Below are 19690 nucleotides of genomic sequence, written 5' to 3'. Positions count from 1 at the left end.
TCGAGTTTGACGCCGTGTCGGAAAACTGCGTAAAAAGGCATCCATAGACGGTAACGTCGAAGAAGTGCGCCACGGCGAGACCGGGCCACAAAGACCCCATGAACATCCCTGCTCAACAAGCATATGGAACACCCGGCGCGCACGGGTGGGGTCAAAGAATTGCATTGAGGCCTGAGCCTCAAACGACAGGCCCGCGTAGCTCAGTAGGTTAGAGCCATGGTGCGAAGGTTCGAACCCTTCCGCGGGCCTGTCAATAAGACTACGTCCTTGGGGTGAGCTTTGCCCCACTGACATTCGACTTGTAGCGAGCGAGAGAAATGATCTTGTCTAAAGCTTGGTCAACTTCCGAGGGGATGCCATCGGAGGCAGCTGCCTTTTCAGCAATCTCGCTGATTAAATCTAGCGCTTGGTTCATCTGCTCGTAAGAAGGGCTTTCGATACTCATAGACGATGCTCCTAAGTTTAAGCAGCTGCCGAGCTACTGGGGCAATGAGATATAGGTTGAAATCGCTTGGGCACCGATAGCGATAGCAGCAAATAGCGCTCCAGACGCGTTCAGCCAGGTTCCCAATGTCGCACGTTTACGGATGTGCGCAGGTGGCCCGCCCCAGTATGAGATAGAAAAATCTGGCGTTATCAGGGCTGAAATCAGCCACGACACAGCTGATAACGCCCCAGCTATCACAGTAAGCCATTCAAGAAACATTCAGCCCTCCCATTTCCCATCGGGGAATAAACAGGGACGGCTCCAGCAAATCAAGAGGGTTCGTTGGCTAGGATCAAGACTGTTCGGCCACTGGTCCGCACCCTCAAGCCTCGCATGAGCGTATCGAAGGGTGAGAAAGCCAGGTTGAAGGAACGAGACGAGACCCAGCCTTGGCGGCGCTGGTACTACACCGCCCAGTGGCAGAAGCTCCGACAAAAGGTCTGGGAGCGCGATCAGTACACATGCAAGCGCACCGGCACTCTCTGCATAGGCAAGTACCCGGCAGGGAATAGCCCAGTCGCTAACCACATCATCCCGCACAAAGGAGACCCGGAACTGTTCTGGGACATTAACAATATCGAGACTGTGGCGAAGTCTGTGCATGACAGCCTCATACAGTCCGAAGAGCGTAGGCAAGGATATTGAAGTCGGGAGACAAGGGGCAGCTTCAGAGTTGAGCCGCCCCTTGTCTCAATTAAGCTGGTTCAAGTGAAGTCAGAGGAAAGACACCGTTCTTTTGTTGGAGGGAACCACGTTCTTCAACAAACCAATCACACCACGCGCTAAGGCGATCATCCTCGCCCATAGCGTGATCGATGCCATTGACAGTCATCCTCGGTCCACCCGACTTCAGTTGTACGACAGAACCGACCTTTATTTCATCACTCATTCAAGCCTCCCTTGTTTAACAAATCGATACAATCGTGAACGCGCACCAAAGGCAAGGAGAACTCGTGATCAACTTTGGTATTAACCTGGAATTGAAACGGAAGTGCCGATCATGCGTGAAACACTGCCCGTGAAACATTCGACCGGGGGGTACCTCGCCCAGAAAACCGGGGCAGACGCCACACCCGCGCCCTTCTAACGAACACGATTTTTTTCTTCACAACGGATTTTCGCCCATGGCCGGTAACAAAAACAGCGGTCGGCCTGAGTTCGCGCCGACGGATGAACATCGTGAGAAAGTGCGGGTTCTCAAGGCCTGCGGGATGACAAATGAGGCGATAGCCGAAGCAATCGGCATTTCCGAGCCAACTTTGCGCAAGCATTTTTCTTTGGAGATGGACATCGCGACGGCAAAAGTCAGGGCTGATGTGCTCTGGGCGCGATATCAGTCAGCCATAGGCGGGAATGTCTCGGCGCAAAATCGCCTGATCGAGCAGGTTTCAGCGAATGAGGCGAACCGGAAACGGAACCCCGACAAGCCTGAAAAGAAGCCAAAGCTCGGCAAGAAGGAAGAACAGAAGCTCGCAGCGCAGGCAGTGGGCGGGAAGTTCGCACCGCCAGCGCCGCCCAAGCTGATCGTGAGTAACAATTGATGAAGGCTCACTGGTCTACCGCTTGCCCGGACTGGGAAGAAAGGATCATCAACCGAAAGTCGCTGGTTCCATGCGATCCGCTGTTCCCGGACGAAGCCGAAGCCGCGCTGGAAGTGTTCAAGGCCCTCAAGGTCGTGGACATGCCGAAGGTCTATCGGCCCGAAACCGACGAATACGACTTCCCGACCTTCGGTGAAGTGTCTGACGAATGGGTGTTCGATATCGTTCGGGCCGTCTTCGGTGCCTACGATGCGAGTACTGCAACCAGGCTGATCGAAGAGTTCTTTCTTTTGGTCAGTAAAAAGAACGGCAAGTCCACACTAGTCGCCGGGATCATGCTCACGGCTTTGATCCGCAACTGGCGTTTTGCTGCTGAATTGCTGATCCTGGCACCGACACGAGAGGTTGCCGATAACTCGTTCAAACCTGCTGCCGAAATGGTCAAGGCCGACAAGGAGCTTATGGACCTGCTCAGTGTGCAGGATAACCTAAAGCAGATCACGCATAGGGTCACATCGGCAGTCCTGAAGGTGATTTCGGCTGATGCGTCGACATCGGCAGGCAAGAAAGCTGCATTCGTCCTGATCGAGGAGCTTTGGCTGTTCGGCAAGAAGGCAAACGCGGCTGCAATGCTACAGGAAGCCATGGGCGGCCTGGCAGCCCGTTCCGAGGGGTTTGTAATCTACATCACCACTCAGTCTGATGCTCCTCCTACGGGCGTATTCAAGGAGAAGTTGGACTATTTCCGCGATGTGCGCGACGGCGTTATCGAAGACCCGCGCAGCATGCCAATACTCTACGAGTTCCCGGAACGCATGGTGAAGTCCAAGGCATATATGAAGCCTGAAAACTTCTATGTGACCAACCCCAATCTTGGACGGTCGGTGCGCAAGGATTGGCTTCATAACAAGATGCGGAACGTTGAGCGCGGCCAAGACGATGACGGCGACACTACCCAGACGTTCCTTGCCAAGCATCTGAATATTGAGATCGGCATGAACCTGCGCGCCAACCGGTGGCCAGGTGCTGACCTATGGGACAGTGGAGTAGATCCGGAACTATCGAAACTGTCGCATATGGAAGCCTTGGAAGCGCTTTTCAGGCGTTCGGAGGCCGTTGTGGTCGGTCTGGATGGCGGCGGACTTGATGACTTGTTCGGCCTGACAATTGTTGGCCGTGAACCGGCGGAAATCAAGGTAACGGTGATGGTCAACGGGTTCCCGCAAACCCAGAAAATGAAGGTCTGGCTTAGCTGGTCTCATGCTTGGTGTGATCGAGGCGTTCTGACCCGACGAACGTCAATCGCTTCGAAGCTGTTGGAGTTGGAGAAAGCCGGGCAACTGACGATTACCGATGACGCGCTGGAAGATATCGCGACGATTGTCAGCATCATCAAGCGTGTGAAGGATTTAGGCGTCCTCGCATCGGTCGCAGTTGACCCGGCTGGACTGGGCGAAATGGTGGACGCTCTCGCGGCTCCGGACGTCGATATCACCGACGAAAACGGCCTGCTTATCGGTGTTCCGCAAGGCTACGCCATGATGAACTCGATCAAGACGACGGAACGCAAGCTGAAAAACGGCACGTTCAGGCATGCTGGCGGGCCGCTCATGCAGTGGTGCGTCAGCAATTTGAAGATCGAGCCGACGGCTACCGCGATCCGCGCCACCAAGCAGACGGCAGGCGATGCCAAGATAGACCCGGTGATGGCTCTTTTCGATGCCGTCACCATCATGAGCCGGAACCCGCAAGCGAAGCGGAAGAAGGCCTATCAGTTCATGGTCGTGGGCTGATCCAACCCGAAAACCTGAAGAAACGGAGAGTTGCCTATGAACCGGCATCTGTCGGCGCAGCGCGCCTATTCGTTCCTCGAAGTCAAATCGATCAGCGAGGACAAGCGCGTCATTCGTGGCATCGCGACGACGCCGACGCCTGACCGCGTGGGCGACATCGTGGAGCCGCTGGGCGTCAAATTCACCAACCCGATGCCGTTCTTGTGGCAGCACAAGCACGATAAGCCCATAGGAACGGTCAAATTCGACGCTCCAACGGCGAACGGCATCACATTCGAGGCCGAACTACCGATTATCGATGAACCCGGCGTTCTGAAGGATCGAGTTGATGAGGCATGGCAGAGCATCAAGCTTGGCTTGGTCCGAGCCGTTTCCATCGGTTTCCGGGCTATCGAATACGCTTTTCTCGACAATGACGGCATTCGCTTCACCAAATCAGAGGTGTTTGAACTCTCGGCGGTGACGATCCCGGCTCAAGCCGAGGCCGTCATGACCAGCATCAAGAATATGGACGCGGAAGGTATCGCGCTCATCAAGTCTTTCGACACGGGACTGCCCGCCGCGTCTGGCATTCCGGCAACCGTGACGAAAACCGCCCCCGGCGCTGCGGGGAAACCAACAAAACCAGTCATCCTCAATTCACAGAAAGGCAATGCAATGGCTACCGTTGCTGAACAAATCGCGGCGCTGGAAGCATCCCGCAACGCAAAATCGGCCCGTATGGGCGAAGTAATGCAGAAGTCGATTGACGAAGGTCGCTCGACTGACGGCGCCGAACAGGAAGAGTTCGACGCGCTTGAAGTTGAACTTTCCGCAATCGACGGCGACCTGAAGCGTCTCCGTACTCTGGAGAAGGCTCAAGGGCTGACCGCAAAGTCGATTGTCGCGAACCAGATCACGACTGCCGAAAAGGCCGCTGCCGCTCGTTCTGGCATCGTCCTGAAAGGACCCAAGGTCGAACCAGGCATCATGTTCGCCCGACTTGCCAAGGTGAAGGCGATCTCCAAGATCGACGTTGTGAACGTCCGCGAGATCGCCAAGAACCTGTATGGCGAGGACAGCGAAATCTATGGCTTTTTTGCCAAGGCCGCTGTTCCGGCTGCAAATACCGGGAATGCCAATTGGGCGGGCAATCTGGTGGGTGATGAAACCAGCCTGTTCGCGGATTTCGTGGAATGGCTTCGCCCTCAGACCATCCTTGGCCGCTTCGGTGCCAGCGGCGTTCCGTCGCTTCGTCGCGTACCGTTCCGCGTTCCGCTGATCGGTCAGACTTCGGGCGGTTCCGGCTACTGGGTAGGCGAAGGCAAGGCCAAGCCGCTGACCAAGTTTGACTTCAGCCGCACCAACCTCGCACCGCTGAAGGTCGCAAACATCGCCGTCGTGACGATGGAAGTGCTGCGTGACAGTTCGCCGTCGGCTGAGGCCATCGTTCGTGACCAGCTGGCCGCTGCACTTCGCGAACGTCTGGATATCGATTTCATCAACCCGGCCAAGGCTGCTGTTGCTGACATCTCCCCAGCGTCGATCCTGAACGGTGTGGCCGGTATCCCGTCGTCGGGCAACACTGCCGATGCCGTTCGTGCCGATCTGAAGGCGCTTTTCGGTGCATTCATCGCTGCGAACAATGCGCCGACCTCTGGCGTGTTCATCACGGAAGCCACCACGGCGCTTGCTCTCTCGCTCATGACCAACCCGCTTGGTCAGGCAGAGTTCCCAGGCATCACCATGAACGGCGGTACGCTCTCCGGCCTGCCGGTGATCGTGTCTGAGTATGTGCCTGACGGCATCGTTGCTCTGGTCAATGCGTCTGACATCTACCAGGCCGACGACGGCGACGTGAACGTCGACATGTCCATGGAAGCATCGCTCGAAATGGACAACGCGCCGACGCATGACAGCGATACGCCAACGCCTGCAACCGGCCTTGTGTCGCTCTGGCAGACGAACAGCGTGGGCTTCCGTGCGGAACGTACCATCAACTGGGCGCGTCGTCGCGCAAGCGCGGTTGCGTACCTGACTGGCGTGGCATGGGGTGAACCTGCGGCACCGGAAGGCGGCGCATAAGCCGATAAATCGAACCGGCTGGCCGCGCTCGACGCGGCTGGCCCCAACCGGTGGAGATACGCCATGAAATCACAGTCTTACATGACCCGCGCCTTGCAGGCTCAGGACCCGCGTTACGCGACCATTCTGGGGAAACTGGGAAAAAAGGTAACTGCACCGGATCCGAAACCGGGACAGCCTGTCGAGGATATGGCCGCGCTCCGCAAGGAATATCAGGAAATCGTCGGAAAGCGCGCCTTTAACGGATGGGACGCTGCGACACTCAAGGCAAAGATTGCCGAGGCAAAGGACGCGAAATAATGGGCTGGCTCGGTTCACTCAGACGCGGCGGAAAGAAGTCTGTCGGCCCGGTCGTGCGCGGTCGGCGCGGCTGGTGGTCAATTCTGGAGAGCTTTGCCGGTGCTTGGCAGCAAAATGTCGAAGTAAAGTTCGATAGTGTCCTGTCGTATCACGCGGATTTCGCCTGTAAGACCCTGATCGCCAGCGATATCGCTAAGCTGCGCATCAAGCTGATGCGCGAGGATGAACCGGGCATCTGGACCGAAATCAAGCGCAATCCGTTCTCGGCAGTTCTGGACAAGCCGAACCACTACCAGAACAGAATACAGTTCATTGAAAGCTGGGTGACATCGAAGCTTCAGACCGGCAACGCATATATCCTCAAGCATCGCAACGGAAATGGTGATGTCACGAGGCTGGACGTTCTGGATCCGATGCTGGTCACTCCGCTGATCGCGGATGACGGCAGCGTGTTCTATGACTTGTCGACGGATGCGCTGGTAGGTTTCCCGGCTTCGGTGCGAGTTCCGGCCCGTGAGATCATTCACGACCGTTTCAACACCATTTTTCACCCACTGGTCGGCACATCTCCGATCTTCGCTGGCGGCTTGGCTGCGATGCAGGGCCTAGCGATCCAGAACGACAGCACCGCGTTCTTCCAGAACGGTGCGCAACCTGGCGGCATCCTGTCCACGGATAACGAAATCCAAGAGGAAACCGCCGAGCGCATTAAAAAGCACTGGGAAACCGAGTTTACAGGCAAAAATGCGGGCCGTATCGCCGTTATGGGTGATGGTCTGAAGTACGACCCGATGAAGGCCAAGGCGGTCGACGCGCAGTTGATCGAACAGTTGAAATGGTCGGCAACTGTCGTTTGCTCGGTCTATCACGTGCCACCTTACAAGGTCGGCATTGGTGAAATTCCGGCAAACACCGGTATCGAAAGCCTGAACCTCGAATATTACTCGCAGTGCCTGCAAGTCCTTATCGAAAGCATTGAGCTTTGCCTTGATGAAGGTTTGGGCACTGGCGACGGTCTGGGCACGGAACTGGATATCGATAATCTATTCCGCATGGACACGGTTTCCCAGATGGAAGCCATGGACAAATCAAAGGGCATCCTGACGCCGAATGAGATGCGCCGGAAGCTCGGCTATGCTCCGACCGCTGGCGGCAATAGCCCGATGGTTCAGCAACAGAACTATAGCCTTGAAGCGCTTGCCAAGCGTGACGCCAAGGATGACCCGTTCGGCAAGTCACAGAATGACACGCCACCGGCCCCGCCTGAACCACCGCAACAACCCGAACCAAAGCACATTTCGACCGTTGCCGTTAAGGCGCTGTTCGCTGGACAGCGAAACACACGAAAGGCCGCATGATGGACCTACAGAAGATATTCGATGAAGGGTTCGAAGCGGTCAAGGCGTATGTCGATCGCTCGTTTGAGGCTTACGACAGCCGGGTTTCCATCCTCCAGAACCATCTTTCTGACCTTGAAGGAAGGTTGCTGGAACTGACACAGAAGCCGGAGCCAGTCAGTGTCAAAAGCGCTTTAATCGACCGGGAAAACAAGCTCGTGCTGACGCTCTCGAACGGTGACACAAAGGAACTGGGCAATGTTGTCGGTGATGATGGCAAGCCAGGCGCCGACGGCCTTGGCTTTGATGATCTGTCTGTCGAGTACGATGGGGAAAAGACGGTAACCGTGAAATTCGTTCGCGGCCAGCAGAGCAAGGAGTTCCCCTTGGTTTTGCCTGTGGTGATTGACCGTGGTGTTTTCTCGGAAGGCAAGACCTATGAACCAGGCGACGGCGTTACGTGGGCTGGAAGCTTCTGGATTGCTCAGGAAGCCACGACAGATAAGCCAGACAGCGCCAAGGGCTGGCGTTTGGCCGTAAAGAAAGGCAGAGACGGCAAAGACGGAAAGATCGAGCCAGCGGCCAAATCTGGGCCGATACGTGTCACTATCCCGAAGGGCGGTGAATGATGGCTTACAATTTCATCACCGTCGCTGAAGCCAAGCAAGGCCTGCATTTCGATGTCGAGGCTACCGAGGACGATGCACAGTTTGAAATGCTGATTGCCGCCGCGTCCGAGCGTGTTGCCGCTTACATCGGTTCACGCATCACGGAAGTGACCGACGCCGACAAGAAAGCATCCGACCCCCGGTTGAAGGTCGCAACGATCATGCTGGTCGGCTATCTCTACAACGCCCCGGATCAGGGCACAGACGACAGCTACGAGCGCGGGACGCTGCCCAAGCCCGTATCCTCGCTCCTCTATCAACTTCGCGATCCAGTGGCGATCTGAGGCAATCATGGCAAACATTCGACCCGGCGACCTTAATCAAGCGGTCGCTTTCGATATCATGACCAATCAGCCGGACGGCCAAGGCGGTTATGATCAGGTTCCGGAGACGATCACCACGCGGGCACATTTCCGCTTTCTGCGCGGCGGTGAAGTCGTTCTTGCGGCCCGGCTGGACGGAAAACAGCCCATCGTCGCCACAATCCGACGGAACGAGCGTACCCGGCTGATCAAGACCGATACCGTCATGCGCGATACGCGCACCGGCACCAAGTACAACATTCGCGCCGTTGTCCCGACTGATGACCGGAAGTTTCTGGAAGTCACTGCGGAAAGCGGCGTGACCATCTAGGGAGCAAGCTATGCCTTGGGTTCGGTTCAAAGAGGTTTTCAACTTTCCGGCCACACCAGCCGTCACGCAACGATATCCAGCAGGCTTTACCGGCAACGTCACCACACGGTGCGCCGATATGGCCGAAGCGCAGGGCAAGATTGAGCGCATCAAAACACCACGAAAGGGCGAGGCTTTCATCGATGGCGATCAAAGCGACAATTCAAGGGCGCGAGGCGCTGAACCGGCGGCTTCGCCAGTTAGTACCCGACGCGGAAAAGAACGCAGCTGAAGCAAAGCTGCAGATTGCGAACGAAGCAGCCAATGCCATAGCCGCGAAAGCGCCCATTGGCCCAGCAACAGATCCATTCACCGGAAAGCCGAGACAGGCCGGGAAATACCGGGCCAGCATCAAGGGCGGATTGCAGCGCGACAACGCGGGCAAGATCGGTATCGGACAGTCCCGCACCAAAGACCCGGATGCAACTGGTGTCTATGCCGAATACATCTGGCGCTTTCTCGAATTTGGCACCAAGCCGCATATCAATAAGGGTGCGGCGCCCGGAACCCATCATCCCGGCACAGCGAAGCAACCGCATATCTTCCCGACATGGCGAGCCATGCAGCGCAAGGCCAAGCGCCGCGTTCGGGATGCGATCAATAAGGCGGTCAGAAAGGCAAGAGGCAAGTAATGGCATCACTCAGCAACAGCTTGCAGGTTGCCGTCTATAACCGGCTTCTGGCCTTCACTCCGCTGACCGACATCGTGGGCGCGGGCGTTTACGACATGCCGACGCTGGAGGCCGCATATCCGTATGTGACGCTGGGAGACGAATATAACTTTCAGGACGATGTTACCTGCAAGAAATCCTATCGGGTCTATTTCCAGGTGGACGGATGGTCAGACCATCGCGGCTACAAGGAAGTGAAAGAGATTGCCCAAGCCGTGAATGATGCGCTCCACGAATATCCGCTGGAGGTCGTTGGCTATAGGCTGATCAGTCTTTCACACATCAAAACCGAGTATATCCGCCAGCCAGACGGCATCCTGTCCCATTCGGTCAGCGATTTTCTGGCTTACATAGAAGCGCTCTAAGCGCCGATCCCCTCACAACTTGACGCAACTGAACCGGTTCGATGGTCGATCCGGCAATAGAGGACTTTTACCCATGGCTGATGGACAGCAGATTGGTCGCCTTCTCCTGATCAAGATCGGGGACGGCAATACCACTCCCGGCCCGGAGGAATTCAAGAACCTTTGCGGCCTGCAAACCACATCCTTCAACATGTCGGCCAATGAGGTCGATACGACCGTTCGCGACTGTCAAAACCCAGCCGCAACGCCTCAGAAGACGGCAGAACCGGGCATCAAGAACCGCACCTTTACCGGCAATGGCAAGTACATCGCTGGCGCGGATAGCTCGACCTTCGTTCAGCACGTGATCGATGCGACCAAGTTCAATGCTCAAGTCAGCGTTCCCGGTATGGGCACGTTCACCGGGCCTTGGTTCGTTTCCGATTATGAGCTTTCGGGCGAGGATGAAGGCAACATGGATTTCAGCGCTACCTTTGTTGCCGCTGGACCGCTCACTTTTGAAGCCGAGGTATAATCAATGGCCGAGAAGGAATTTCCGCTTCAGGTCAACGAAGCACGTGGCGAGGTGGCTTTGTGGGTTGGTGACGTGCCGCTTGTCATCGCCGCCGAAATGGAGGGGCTTTCTGTCCTCTCCAGTCGTCTTGAATGCAAGTCGCTTCACGACCTTTTCACCCGGCTATCAGCCACGGAAGTATCAGCCACACGGGCCGCTCTGCCTGCTCTGGCCATCAAGGGCGATGCCTCCGACGCTCTCAAGGTTCTGAAGCTCAAGCACTTCAAGGCCATCGCAGAGGCCTTTTCCAAGGCTCTCTCCCATCATTTCGATGATGACGAGGGAAACGGCGCAGCCGTCAAGGGGAAGAAGTAGAGCAACCTCTCCCTTGGCGGCATTGGCAGCAAATCGCCTACGGTGCCCTACGGTGGACGCCAGACACGTTCTGGCGTTCTACACTCACGGAACTGGTCAACGCGATTGACGGCTACTGTGAGGCCAAAGGCATTAAGAAAAAGAAGTCAGGCGGACCAACCGACGGCGAAATGGCGTGGCTGCTGGCGAAGTATGGCTGATTTACCCGCGCTTGATGCCCAAGAGCTTATCGCAGTTCGCCTGCTCTGCTTTGATCTGGTCAACTGTGAAATCGACCATCTTTTGATAGGCGTTCAGTCGCCGGATGTCTGCATATACGCGTTCGCAATGTCTGTGAGGAGCGTTCTGCTCGTATGCAGCACGGGCTTGATATTGGCCGTACTGGGTCCACGCGAAATAGCCACCTCCGGCGATGATCACCAAGCAAGCAGTAGCCACTAACACCTTCAGCCAATTGTCCATGTTTATCTCCAAGCCCGCCTCGTGCGGGTTTATTTATAGGACGCCTTTCCCATGGCCGACAAGACAGATGACCTGATTATCAGTATCAGCACTGACATGGCGACGGTGCGCCGAAGCCTGAAGAAGCTTGAGGCTGATATATCCACGTCCACGAAAGGCGTGGTCAAGCAGTTCGAAGCCATGGGCAAAGGCATCGATAATTCGATCACGACTGCGATGCAGTCACGCATCAATGAGATGGTCGGGATCGGCACGAAGGCATCCAAGCAGTGGACCGGCGCGCTTGCCCAGCAGGGCGCAGAGCTTGAAAAGCTGCGCATGCGTTACAATCCGGTCTTTGCTGCCGTGCGGCAGTATCAGGAGAGTGTTGTCGGCATCCAGCAGGCGCATCGACTTGGTGCTATCTCTGCTGAAGAAATGACGACGGCCATTCAGCGCGAGCGTAGGGCCACGCTGGACAGTATAGCAGCAATCAAGCAGCGGAATGCTGCGGTGAAGTCCGGACCAAGAAGCTTTCAGACCGCCAACATCGCCGCCCAGTTTCAGGATATCGCCGTCACGTCAGCTATGGGTATGTCACCTATCCAGATCGCACTTCAGCAGGGCACCCAGCTTTCTGCCGTCTTTAACGAAATGGGTAAAGGCCGCGACGTGATCAAAGGCATTGGCGCCGCGTTCGCATCGATTATCAGCCCTGTGTCTTTGGTCACGATTGGCGTCATCGCTGCCGGTGCTGCCCTGTTCCAGTACATCACGACAGCGGACAAGACGAAATCGATTGATGAGATACTGAAGGAACATGCGGCGATCATTCAAAGCCTTGGTCCGGCATATGAAAGCGCCGCTCAGAAACAGCAGCAATACATCAATCAGTCGAAAGACCTAGCTAACCTCCGTTTGCGAGCATTGGTGGACGAACGCCAAACCGCCCTTCTTGATCAGGCTCAAAAATCGATTGGAAATCTGGCGAAATCGGAAGGCCTGACACTTCTGGGCTCCAGATTTGAAGCGGCACGTGCGGCTATCGCTCGATTTCAGGCGTCGGTCACTGCCGGAAAACCACAGGTCGCAGCGTTTCAGGAAGAGATCACCCGCTTACAAAAAGCTGGCGAGCTTACTGATAAAGTGGCCAATGCTCTCATAAATGCCACCGCTGAGGCCGCACGGGCAGAAACAGCGTTTAGCGCTCTCGATACCAAAGTTGATGATGCTGCATTCGCAGCAGCTAAGTTTGCTGATGGCCTCGGCAAGATATCGTCATCGAAAGCACGTGATGAGCTTCAGCAGCTGTTCGACAAGACGGTGCAAGGCGATGGTCGTTTCCGTGACCTGATCGACGCCATCAATCGGCTGGCGATGACGGTCCCTGACCTCAGCGAACACCGCAATGAACTGATCAAACTCGCTGAAGCGGCTCTGACTGCTCGCGCTGCCGTCGACGGCTTTGCCAAGACTACGCCGAAGGGCAATCGTGAACCGGGCCTCGGTGATGCCGCTTTCAATCGCCGCTATGGCGCAAATGATGACATCGTCAACAAACTAGAAAGCCAGAAGAAAGAGCTTGAGAAGAAGCCTAAGAAATCATCGGCAGAGCGGCAGGCTGAGCGTGATGCGAATGCCTATCGTGATCTGGTCAAATCGGCTCAGGATCGCATAGACCAGCTTAACCTTGAGGAACAGCTTGTAGGCAAGACCGGCGTTGCAGCCGAGGCCATGCGCATGAAGCTGGAGCTTCTTCAGCGGGCGCAGGATAAAGGCCGCTCTGTCACCGAAGCCCAGCGGGCCGAAATCGACAAGCTTGCTGCATCTTACGGGGCATTGGCCGAAACGGTGTCAACCGCGCAACTGGCTGAAGAACTGCGATTTGAGCGCGAGCAGATGTTTCGCAGTCCGACTGAACAGCGCGTCCACAGTACTTTGCGCAATGCAGGCATTGATCCCGAAGGAGCACAGGGAAAAGCACTAGCATCATCGATCAGGCTTAATGAAGAGCTGGCAAGAGGCAAGGAACTTGCACTCGACTTCGCCCAAGGTTTCGCCAACGATCTTATGAACAGTGCAAATGCGATGGATATCCTGCGCAATTCTGCAAGCCGTCTCGCCCAGATGCTGATCGAGATGGGAACGAACAGTGTCATCAACGGACTGTTCGCAAACCTCGGCGGCGGATTGTTCGGTGGTGGGTTCAAAGCGAACACAACCTTGGGGGATTTTCTGAAGGGCATACCGGGCTTCGCGACTGGAACGAACTCCGCGCCCGGCGGGATGGCTCTGGTCGGTGAACGCGGGCCGGAACTGTTGAATATCCCTCGCGGCGCGCAGGTCATCCCGAATGATATTCTGGGATCTATCGCACGTGGCGGTGTTTCCGCGCCGCGTGTGCCTTCTATCCCGTCGGCTGCAAATTCCAATGGCTCGACCGGCGTTCACGTGACGCTCGGCTGGTCGAAGGATGCGGACGGAAACATAGCGCCTATCGTTCGGGACGTGGCCCAGCAGACATTCAAGCAGGGGATCAACGCTTACGACCGTGGCGGGGCCGTAAGAACCGCTCGCGATCTGCGACAGGTCAATCAAAGAGGACTGGTAAAGTAATGGCGGAAAGTCTTCCTACCGGCCTGAACTATCAGGACACCCCGCTGAAGCTCGTTCGCAGTGTTTCGACATCGCGATACGGCCAGCGGGTTGTATCTTTTATCGAGAATGGAGACCCGTTCTGGCAGTGGACAGCGCGCATCATCTCTTTGACGCCAGCACAGCGCCAAAAGCTTGAGGCGTTCGTTGATCGCTGTCGGGGCGGTCAGGTGACGGTTCTCTACACTCCGAAGCATGCTTGCATTCCTCAAGCCTACTGGGGCGATGCGAACAATCCGGCGATCACCGGCACGGCTTCGCTTGCTGCGATCAGTGGCAACACGCTCACCTTGAACGGTGTTGCTATCGGTCTGAAGCTGATGGACGGGGATCTGATTGGCTTCTCGATAGGTGATTACAGGTTCATTGCGCGGATCGTCGCTAATGCGACGGCAACAAGCACAACCCTACAGGTGAAGGTCGAGCCTTTCTTGCCGTCCTACATTGGCGTCGGTTCGACAGTTCGTTTCAAGGAACCTGTCATGAACATGCGGCTTCTGCCGAACAGTCTGGATATTGGCGATGGCTTCTATCCAGACGCATCATTCCAGCTTGTGGAGGTGCCCAAGTAATGGCGTTTCCAGCACGATTGCAGCAGTTGCTTGATGAAGGCAGGGCCAAGATCGCTTCAGCCGCCAAATTTGAGTTCGGTACTGGTGTTTACGGTTTCTTCTCCGGGAAAGGCAGTCAGGATTATGGCGGGTTGACCTATCACGGAAACACGCTGATCGATATCGATGAGCCGCGCTATGCACTGGGTACAGCTGCCCAGCCAATCACGATGAAGCTTCCCGCTGCCGCCGATTTTGGGCTGACCCCGGATAAGCTCGGCCTAATCGAGCAGGAAGACTACAAGAACCGTCCCGTCACGTTCTACGACTTCTATTTCGATCCGGACACGAACGCTTTCCTTCACGCTGAGCCGACCTGGTACGGCTACGTCGACACCATCGACCATCGGGAGGAAAGCGACGAAGTCTGGCTCGAAGGTCATATCGAGACCGGCGCCGTCGACAATTTCCGCGAAGGCTATCGCTATGCCTCGCATGAAGACCAGCAGCTTGTTTCACTGGGCGACATGCTTTTCGAACACGCAGCGAGGACCAAGAATGAATTCTTCAAAATCAAGTTCGGCTAGGGTTCCCGGCTGGGATCGGGCGCTGGAAGACCTTGCGACCGCTCACGTATCTATCATCCCCCAATGGGGCATTTCAGACTGTCTGATGACGGCAGCCGACGCGATTGAAGCCGTTACCGGAGAAGACCCGCTGGCCGAGTTCCGTGGCAAATACAAAACCGAGGCAGGCGCCGCTCGCAAGATGCGCGCCAATGGCTGCGAGAACGTCAAGGACGTGTTTGAGAACTATCTCAAGCTTGAGCCGGTCAATCGCCTCTCAGCCCGCCGTGGTGATGTCGGTGTAATGTTGATCAATGACGAATACGTCGCCGGGTTCATTTGTGGCTCTGGCTTTGCGGTCAAACAGCCGCAAGGGCTCACGTTCTATCCGGTGACCGAAATCGAGCAGGCCTACAAGGTCGGCAGCTAACCACCACTACAATTTGCGCCTTTGAAGGTCCGCCAGCAGCGGGCCTTTTTTTGTTGCGCCTGCATGAGGCCCTCGTATGCCATTTTTAGCCCCGATCGGCGCCTTTTTCAGCGGCATAGTGACGAGCGTGGCCGCATGGGCCGCAGCGAGCCCGATCCTTGCCGGTATCGCGCAGACAGCCTTCGGCATCGCGCTCAAGTATGCCGTCAATGCATTGTTCCCTCCGAAGACGCAAAGCCGTGCTTCCGAACTGGAAACCCAGTATGGCGCCAATATCCCGCGTTCGGTCATTCTCGGTACCTGCGCGACTGAAGGTCACCACATCTATCGCAACAGCTATGGCAGCGGCGGGCGTCTGATACAGGACGTGTTCGTTCTATCGAGCTTCCGCATCACTGCTGTACCGCGTGTTCGCTACAATGGCGAATGGCGTTCACTTGTGCAGCAAGACGCGGACGGCTACTGGCTCGTGCCGAACGAAGGCACGAGCGGCGACGATCACGATAACGTCCGTGTCAAGTTCTATTACGGCACAATGGATCAGCAGGCAGAGCCGACGCTGATCAATAATGCCCGTCCTGCCGGTCGCTGGACTGCAAGCCATCGCGGTGCAGGCGTTGCCTATGCCATCGTGTTTTCGGAACTGCGCAAGAACGGCGATGGCCTGACCTCGCCAGCGAAGCTATTGTTCGAAGTTGTCGGCGCTCCACTTTACGATTGGCGCAAAGACAGCACGATGGGCGGTTCGGGTGCGCATCGCTGGAATGACCAGGGCACGTGGGAATATTCCGATAATCCGCCTGTTCAGATTTACAATCTGGAGCGCGGTTTCTTCAACGGAACCCAGCGCATGGTCGGCAAGGCTGTTCGCGCAAGCCGCTTGCCGTTGGCAGAATATACCCAGGCAGCGAACATCTGCGACGAAGTCATGTCGGATGGCTCGAAGCGTTATCGCGCTCATGCGATTGCCAAGGATGGCCCCGGCGCTAACCATGATGCGAACCTGACACCAATCCTCGAAGCCATGTGCGGCTCGTGGGTCGAACGTGTTGACGGTGAATTCCCGATTGCGGGTGCTCCACAGGCTATCGTTGCCACCATCACAGACGCCGACATCAAGCGAGGCGCACCGCTTCGCTTCAGCGCGAAACGCAAGCGTACAGAACTGATCAACACGGTTGCGGCCTCCTATGTCTCGCCGGATGATTTCTACGAGACGAAGGACGCCGCCACTCGCATTGATGCCGGGGCCCTTGCTGAAGATCGCGAGACCCTTGCCAGCGCCATTCCTTATGCCGCCGTCACTGACGTCAGACAGGTGGACAGGCTGGCAGACATCGCCATCCGTGGCGCTCGTTATCAGGCATCAGCAGAGATTGTCGTCCATCCGAAATTCCTCGACACGATCAAGGAAGGCCGGTGGGTTCGCTGGAATAGCGCCAAATATGGCGACCGCACGTATCAGGTACTGACGCGTCAGTTAGGCGGGATCAATACCGACGGCGCTCGCGATATCTCGATTGCGCTGCAGCAGATCAGCAATGGCGTGTTCGACCCAACGGCCTACGAAACCAACCCGCCGAACATCATCGTTATTCCGCCGCCGCAATATTTGGCCGAGGTGCAGAATTTCTTCGCCATTCCAATTGTTGTTGTTGCAGATGGACAAGGCGAACTGCCCGGTGTGCGCCTGATCTGGGATCCGATTGATGATATCTCGGTCGTCGGCGTCGATATCGAATACTGGCCAGCGAATGACCCGTCGCAGGTGTTTATCAAGTTCGTGACGTGGGACGTGATCAATGTTCCTATTGTCGAAGGGCTGACCTCACTGACTGACTGGTTTGTCCGGACGCGGTTGCGCGTCGATAATGGGCGTGCTGTGGCATGGTCGGCGGCAACGCCATTCACGACACTGAACGCTCGCAGCGAAGATAATCCGGTGGATTATGAGCGTCTCGACAGTGATCTGAATGGCCTTGTCAACTGGATGACCGACGATCGGCGCGAGCTTATTCGGCAGGCTCAGGAAAATGCCACAGGCACAGCCGACAGCGCGCTTAAGGGTTATTCGAACGTTCTTCGCCTCAGCCAGCAACTGACAAGCACGTTCGGCTCTGCAAAGGCTCAGTGGAAGCAGGATATCTTCGTTGCAACCGGGCCGAACAGTGCCATTGGTCAGCAGCTAACCGAAATCAACGCGCAGCTATTCACCGACGACGGCGCAAGCGTCATCGATCTGATGCAGGCCCGTGTTGATGGCGTCGAAGGTGATGTAACTGCCATTTCCAACGCTCTCACAGAAGTCAACGCTTCTGTTGATGGCACTGTGGCGAATGCAGCTTGGCGCATGACGGCACAGGCAGGCAGCGGCGGCAGTTCAGTAAAGATTTCAGCTTTCGGTCGCTTGGGTATCGGTGACACTTGGAAACAGGCGGGTTGGTTCGTGAATGTCACGCCTACCGGCAGTCAGTTCATTGTCGTGGCCAATCAGTTCGCCATTGCCGATCCGAACAATAACGGAAGCTATACCTATCCGTTCGTTGTCCAGAATGGCGAGGTCTACATCCAGAATGCGCGCCTGGGTACTCTCAAGTTCGACATCCTCCAAGCCAATAACGGGAAGATGGTCTTGCGCGGCTATGACAATTTCGCAGACATAAGGATCGTATTCTGATGGGGCTGTTTTTCTTGGGATGGAAAGCGGGAGTTGGCTCAGTCCTGAAAATCCTCAAGTACGATACCGACGATCCGCTGACGCTCCCAAACTCGGCTTACAATCGCTTCTATTTTAACTCGGAGACACAGAACCTGTCCTATATCTGGGACAAGTTCTATTTTTCGACCGGGTTCAATCCGGCGGTTTATCCTTCATCGGATACCGTAAATGGGAGCCTCTACGTTATCGATGGATCGTCTGCATCGCAGGCACGCAGGGCAATGACGGTGCAGAACTATTTCGATGGCCAGAACCGCGTCGATGCCTTCATGTACTATGAAATCTTCGCCCGTTTCCCCGATATGCCAATAGTCCCGATCTATGAGGCAAAACTGATGGACAGTGCGGGCCGGGTTCGCGTCGGCCATATCGACAGCCCGTCAGGTAACAAGGATCGCGTCCAAACCGTCCGTTCGTATAATTCCGACATCTGCTATGCGACACCGGGCGCAACAGGTCCAGGCGGTAACGGCATTCGGGGTTTCAGAAGCATTCACCCTGATCTTGGATATGCCGGCTGGGTGGGTCGCATCAATAACAATGAAGGCCCGTATAACTGTGCATTGAGCAATTCCGACAGCGGCAGCTATTATCGGGCTTTGACGTGTCAATGGGACTTGCCCGCAAACAACGCCGCTATCCCCGCGCCAGATGCAACGCCGGTTTCGGGGCAGGATATGCTTCGGATCAATCCTTCCGTTGCAATTCTGACGCGACGGGGGTTTACGGTCGATGCTGCTACCGCTCGGCAGTGCATATTCACGAGTACCCGAGTTCCGAATATGTGCGTCATGATGGGGCAAACTGGCCTTATCCCGGCAAACACATCGGTTTACGTGCCGCGAACGACAGACTTCCCTCTGCACGAAACGATGTTCGTTGACACAATCGTGGCATTGCAGGGGCTGGATTTTACCATCCCGGCTGTTGATCGCACGGCGAACAAGACCGGACGGCAGATGAAGGTCTTCTACAAGATCGACCCGAACGGGATAACCTTCAGCGTCGAAGGCGACTATGCTGTTTATGTCCGATACATGGTCTATGCGACCAGTACAGACGGGTTTTCCACTGGCGGGGGCAGCACACTGCGCAAGCTGGATAATGGCGGCGTCCAGATTAAGAGGCCGGGATCGAGCGATACAGGCCCGACGGGTAACGATATTCTCGTAGATACCCGTTTCCCGTCAATGCGCGTTATGCTTGAGGGATGGATACCGGCATCGTCATTTTCGACGGCGAACGTGGTGGACGGCCAATACGGCTCCCACGCTGCAATTGTGAATTTCGATGGTTCGGGGCAGTTCATCTTTCCCAAGGTGATGTGCAACTGGCCAGAGCGGATCACACAGGGGTTTCATCAGTATGTGCGCCTGCCGGGAACCAACGCATGGCAACCTACAAGTCAGTCATGCGTGACTGTCGTAGAGACTAACCGGATCGTAATTCACATCAGCCCCGGCGCTCCTACGACAATCGACACCTCAACGGGCAGCTTTCTTTACAACCTGCCAGACCCCATCGGCGTCCGTTACTACATCCTCAGCGCCACGACGCTGTAA

The 19690-nt window shown here is 56.1% G+C and carries 22 protein-coding genes, 1 tRNA gene and 1 pseudogene; 21 read left to right on the top strand and 3 right to left on the bottom strand.

Annotated elements, in window-relative coordinates:
- Window positions 1–189 precede the first annotated feature (189 nt).
- Window positions 190–248: transfer RNA gene (locus tag CQZ93_RS13165), tRNA-OTHER, on the top strand.
- Window positions 249–259: 11 nt separating this feature from the next.
- Here CQZ93_RS13165 and CQZ93_RS13160 read toward each other — a convergent pair.
- Window positions 260–445 carry a hypothetical protein gene (locus tag CQZ93_RS13160; protein ID WP_105542940.1) on the bottom strand — a complete coding sequence of 62 codons (186 nt, stop codon included), beginning with the start codon at window positions 443–445 and terminating at the stop codon, window positions 260–262.
- Window positions 446–769: 324 nt separating this feature from the next.
- Here CQZ93_RS13160 and CQZ93_RS13155 point away from each other — a divergent pair, with 324 nt between their 5' ends.
- Window positions 770–1132, top strand: coding sequence for an HNH endonuclease (locus CQZ93_RS13155; protein ID WP_105542939.1), 363 nt, complete (start codon window positions 770–772; stop codon window positions 1130–1132).
- Window positions 1133–1181: 49 nt separating this feature from the next.
- On the opposite strand, the gene CQZ93_RS13150 is transcribed toward CQZ93_RS13155, so the two are convergent.
- Window positions 1182–1376 carry a YodC family protein gene (locus CQZ93_RS13150; protein WP_105542938.1) on the bottom strand — a complete coding sequence of 65 codons (195 nt, stop codon included), beginning with the start codon at window positions 1374–1376 and terminating at the stop codon, window positions 1182–1184.
- A gap of 235 nt (window positions 1377–1611) precedes the next feature.
- On the opposite strand from CQZ93_RS13150, the gene CQZ93_RS13145 reads away from it, so the two are divergent.
- The 13 genes and pseudogenes from CQZ93_RS13145 to CQZ93_RS13080 form a co-directional block, all read left to right on the top strand.
- Window positions 1612–2028, top strand: a complete 417-nt coding sequence (locus CQZ93_RS13145) for a helix-turn-helix domain-containing protein (RefSeq protein ID WP_105542937.1) — start codon at window positions 1612–1614, stop codon at window positions 2026–2028.
- On the top strand, window positions 2028–3821 hold the full coding sequence (locus CQZ93_RS13140) for a terminase large subunit (protein WP_105542936.1): 1794 nt from the start codon (window positions 2028–2030) through the stop codon (window positions 3819–3821). The genes CQZ93_RS13145 and CQZ93_RS13140 overlap by 1 nt, the downstream gene beginning before the upstream one ends.
- A gap of 36 nt (window positions 3822–3857) precedes the next feature.
- Window positions 3858–5885 carry a phage major capsid protein gene (locus tag CQZ93_RS13135; protein WP_181153350.1) on the top strand — a complete coding sequence of 676 codons (2028 nt, stop codon included), beginning with the start codon at window positions 3858–3860 and terminating at the stop codon, window positions 5883–5885.
- 63 nt (window positions 5886–5948) lie between these two features.
- A complete protein-coding gene (locus CQZ93_RS13130) occupies window positions 5949–6185 on the top strand; it encodes a hypothetical protein (protein WP_105542935.1) in 237 nt (78 codons plus the stop codon).
- Window positions 6185–7543, top strand: a complete 1359-nt coding sequence (locus tag CQZ93_RS13125) for a phage portal protein (RefSeq protein WP_105542934.1) — start codon at window positions 6185–6187, stop codon at window positions 7541–7543. The genes CQZ93_RS13130 and CQZ93_RS13125 overlap by 1 nt, the downstream gene beginning before the upstream one ends.
- Window positions 7540–8151, top strand: a complete 612-nt coding sequence (locus CQZ93_RS13120; RefSeq protein WP_105542933.1) for a hypothetical protein — start codon at window positions 7540–7542, stop codon at window positions 8149–8151. Before CQZ93_RS13125 ends, CQZ93_RS13120 begins: the two co-directional genes overlap by 4 nt.
- Window positions 8148–8474, top strand: a complete 327-nt coding sequence (locus tag CQZ93_RS13115; RefSeq protein WP_286153292.1) for a head-tail connector protein — start codon at window positions 8148–8150, stop codon at window positions 8472–8474. The genes CQZ93_RS13120 and CQZ93_RS13115 overlap by 4 nt, the downstream gene beginning before the upstream one ends.
- Window positions 8475–8481: 7 nt before the next feature.
- Window positions 8482–8823, top strand: a complete 342-nt coding sequence (locus CQZ93_RS13110; protein ID WP_105542932.1) for a head-tail adaptor protein — start codon at window positions 8482–8484, stop codon at window positions 8821–8823.
- Window positions 8824–9005: 182 nt separating this feature from the next.
- On the top strand, window positions 9006–9494 hold the full coding sequence (locus CQZ93_RS13100; RefSeq protein WP_105542931.1) for an HK97 gp10 family phage protein: 489 nt from the start codon (window positions 9006–9008) through the stop codon (window positions 9492–9494).
- Window positions 9494–9898 carry a DUF3168 domain-containing protein gene (locus tag CQZ93_RS13095; protein WP_105542930.1) on the top strand — a complete coding sequence of 135 codons (405 nt, stop codon included), beginning with the start codon at window positions 9494–9496 and terminating at the stop codon, window positions 9896–9898. Before CQZ93_RS13100 ends, CQZ93_RS13095 begins: the two co-directional genes overlap by 1 nt.
- A 73-nt stretch (window positions 9899–9971) precedes the next feature.
- Window positions 9972–10412, top strand: coding sequence for a phage tail tube protein (locus CQZ93_RS13090; protein ID WP_105542929.1), 441 nt, complete (start codon window positions 9972–9974; stop codon window positions 10410–10412).
- A gap of 3 nt (window positions 10413–10415) precedes the next feature.
- Window positions 10416–10766, top strand: a complete 351-nt coding sequence (locus CQZ93_RS13085) for a hypothetical protein (protein ID WP_105542928.1) — start codon at window positions 10416–10418, stop codon at window positions 10764–10766.
- 23 nt (window positions 10767–10789) lie between these two features.
- Window positions 10790–10966, top strand: a pseudogene (locus CQZ93_RS13080) (phage tail assembly chaperone); the annotation flags it as partial.
- Between the two features lies 1 nt (window position 10967).
- On the opposite strand, the gene CQZ93_RS13075 reads toward CQZ93_RS13080, so the two are convergent.
- The gene (locus tag CQZ93_RS13075; RefSeq protein WP_105542927.1) at window positions 10968–11228 is read right to left on the bottom strand and encodes a hypothetical protein; all 261 of its coding nucleotides are present in this window, start codon (window positions 11226–11228) and stop codon (window positions 10968–10970) included.
- Between the two features lie 51 nt (window positions 11229–11279).
- Here CQZ93_RS13075 and CQZ93_RS13070 point away from each other — a divergent pair, with 51 nt between their 5' ends.
- The 6 genes from CQZ93_RS13070 (at window position 11280) to CQZ93_RS13045 (ending at window position 19690) form a co-directional block, all read left to right on the top strand.
- Window positions 11280–13823, top strand: coding sequence for a phage tail length tape measure family protein (locus tag CQZ93_RS13070; protein ID WP_105542926.1), 2544 nt, complete (start codon window positions 11280–11282; stop codon window positions 13821–13823).
- Window positions 13823–14434 (top strand): hypothetical protein, encoded by a 612-nt coding sequence (locus CQZ93_RS13065; RefSeq protein ID WP_105542925.1) that lies wholly within the window; start codon window positions 13823–13825, stop codon window positions 14432–14434. Before CQZ93_RS13070 ends, CQZ93_RS13065 begins: the two co-directional genes overlap by 1 nt.
- Window positions 14434–15000 (top strand): hypothetical protein, encoded by a 567-nt coding sequence (locus CQZ93_RS13060; protein ID WP_105542924.1) that lies wholly within the window; start codon window positions 14434–14436, stop codon window positions 14998–15000. Before CQZ93_RS13065 ends, CQZ93_RS13060 begins: the two co-directional genes overlap by 1 nt.
- Window positions 14972–15409: a DUF6950 family protein gene (locus CQZ93_RS13055; protein ID WP_105542923.1), complete on the top strand. Its 438-nt coding sequence runs from the start codon at window positions 14972–14974 to the stop codon at window positions 15407–15409. The genes CQZ93_RS13060 and CQZ93_RS13055 overlap by 29 nt, the downstream gene beginning before the upstream one ends.
- Before the next feature lie 76 nt (window positions 15410–15485).
- On the top strand, window positions 15486–18086 hold the full coding sequence (locus CQZ93_RS13050; protein WP_105542922.1) for a phage tail tip fiber protein: 2601 nt from the start codon (window positions 15486–15488) through the stop codon (window positions 18084–18086).
- On the top strand, window positions 18086–19690 hold the full coding sequence (locus CQZ93_RS13045) for a hypothetical protein (protein ID WP_105542921.1): 1605 nt from the start codon (window positions 18086–18088) through the stop codon (window positions 19688–19690). Before CQZ93_RS13050 ends, CQZ93_RS13045 begins: the two co-directional genes overlap by 1 nt.

The sequence above is a fragment of the Ochrobactrum vermis genome, assembly GCF_002975205.1.
Classification (GTDB): Bacteria; Pseudomonadota; Alphaproteobacteria; order Rhizobiales; family Rhizobiaceae; genus Brucella; species Brucella vermis.
The sequence above is the reverse complement of the archived record's forward strand: the minus strand, read 5'-3'. Positions and strand labels throughout refer to the sequence as shown.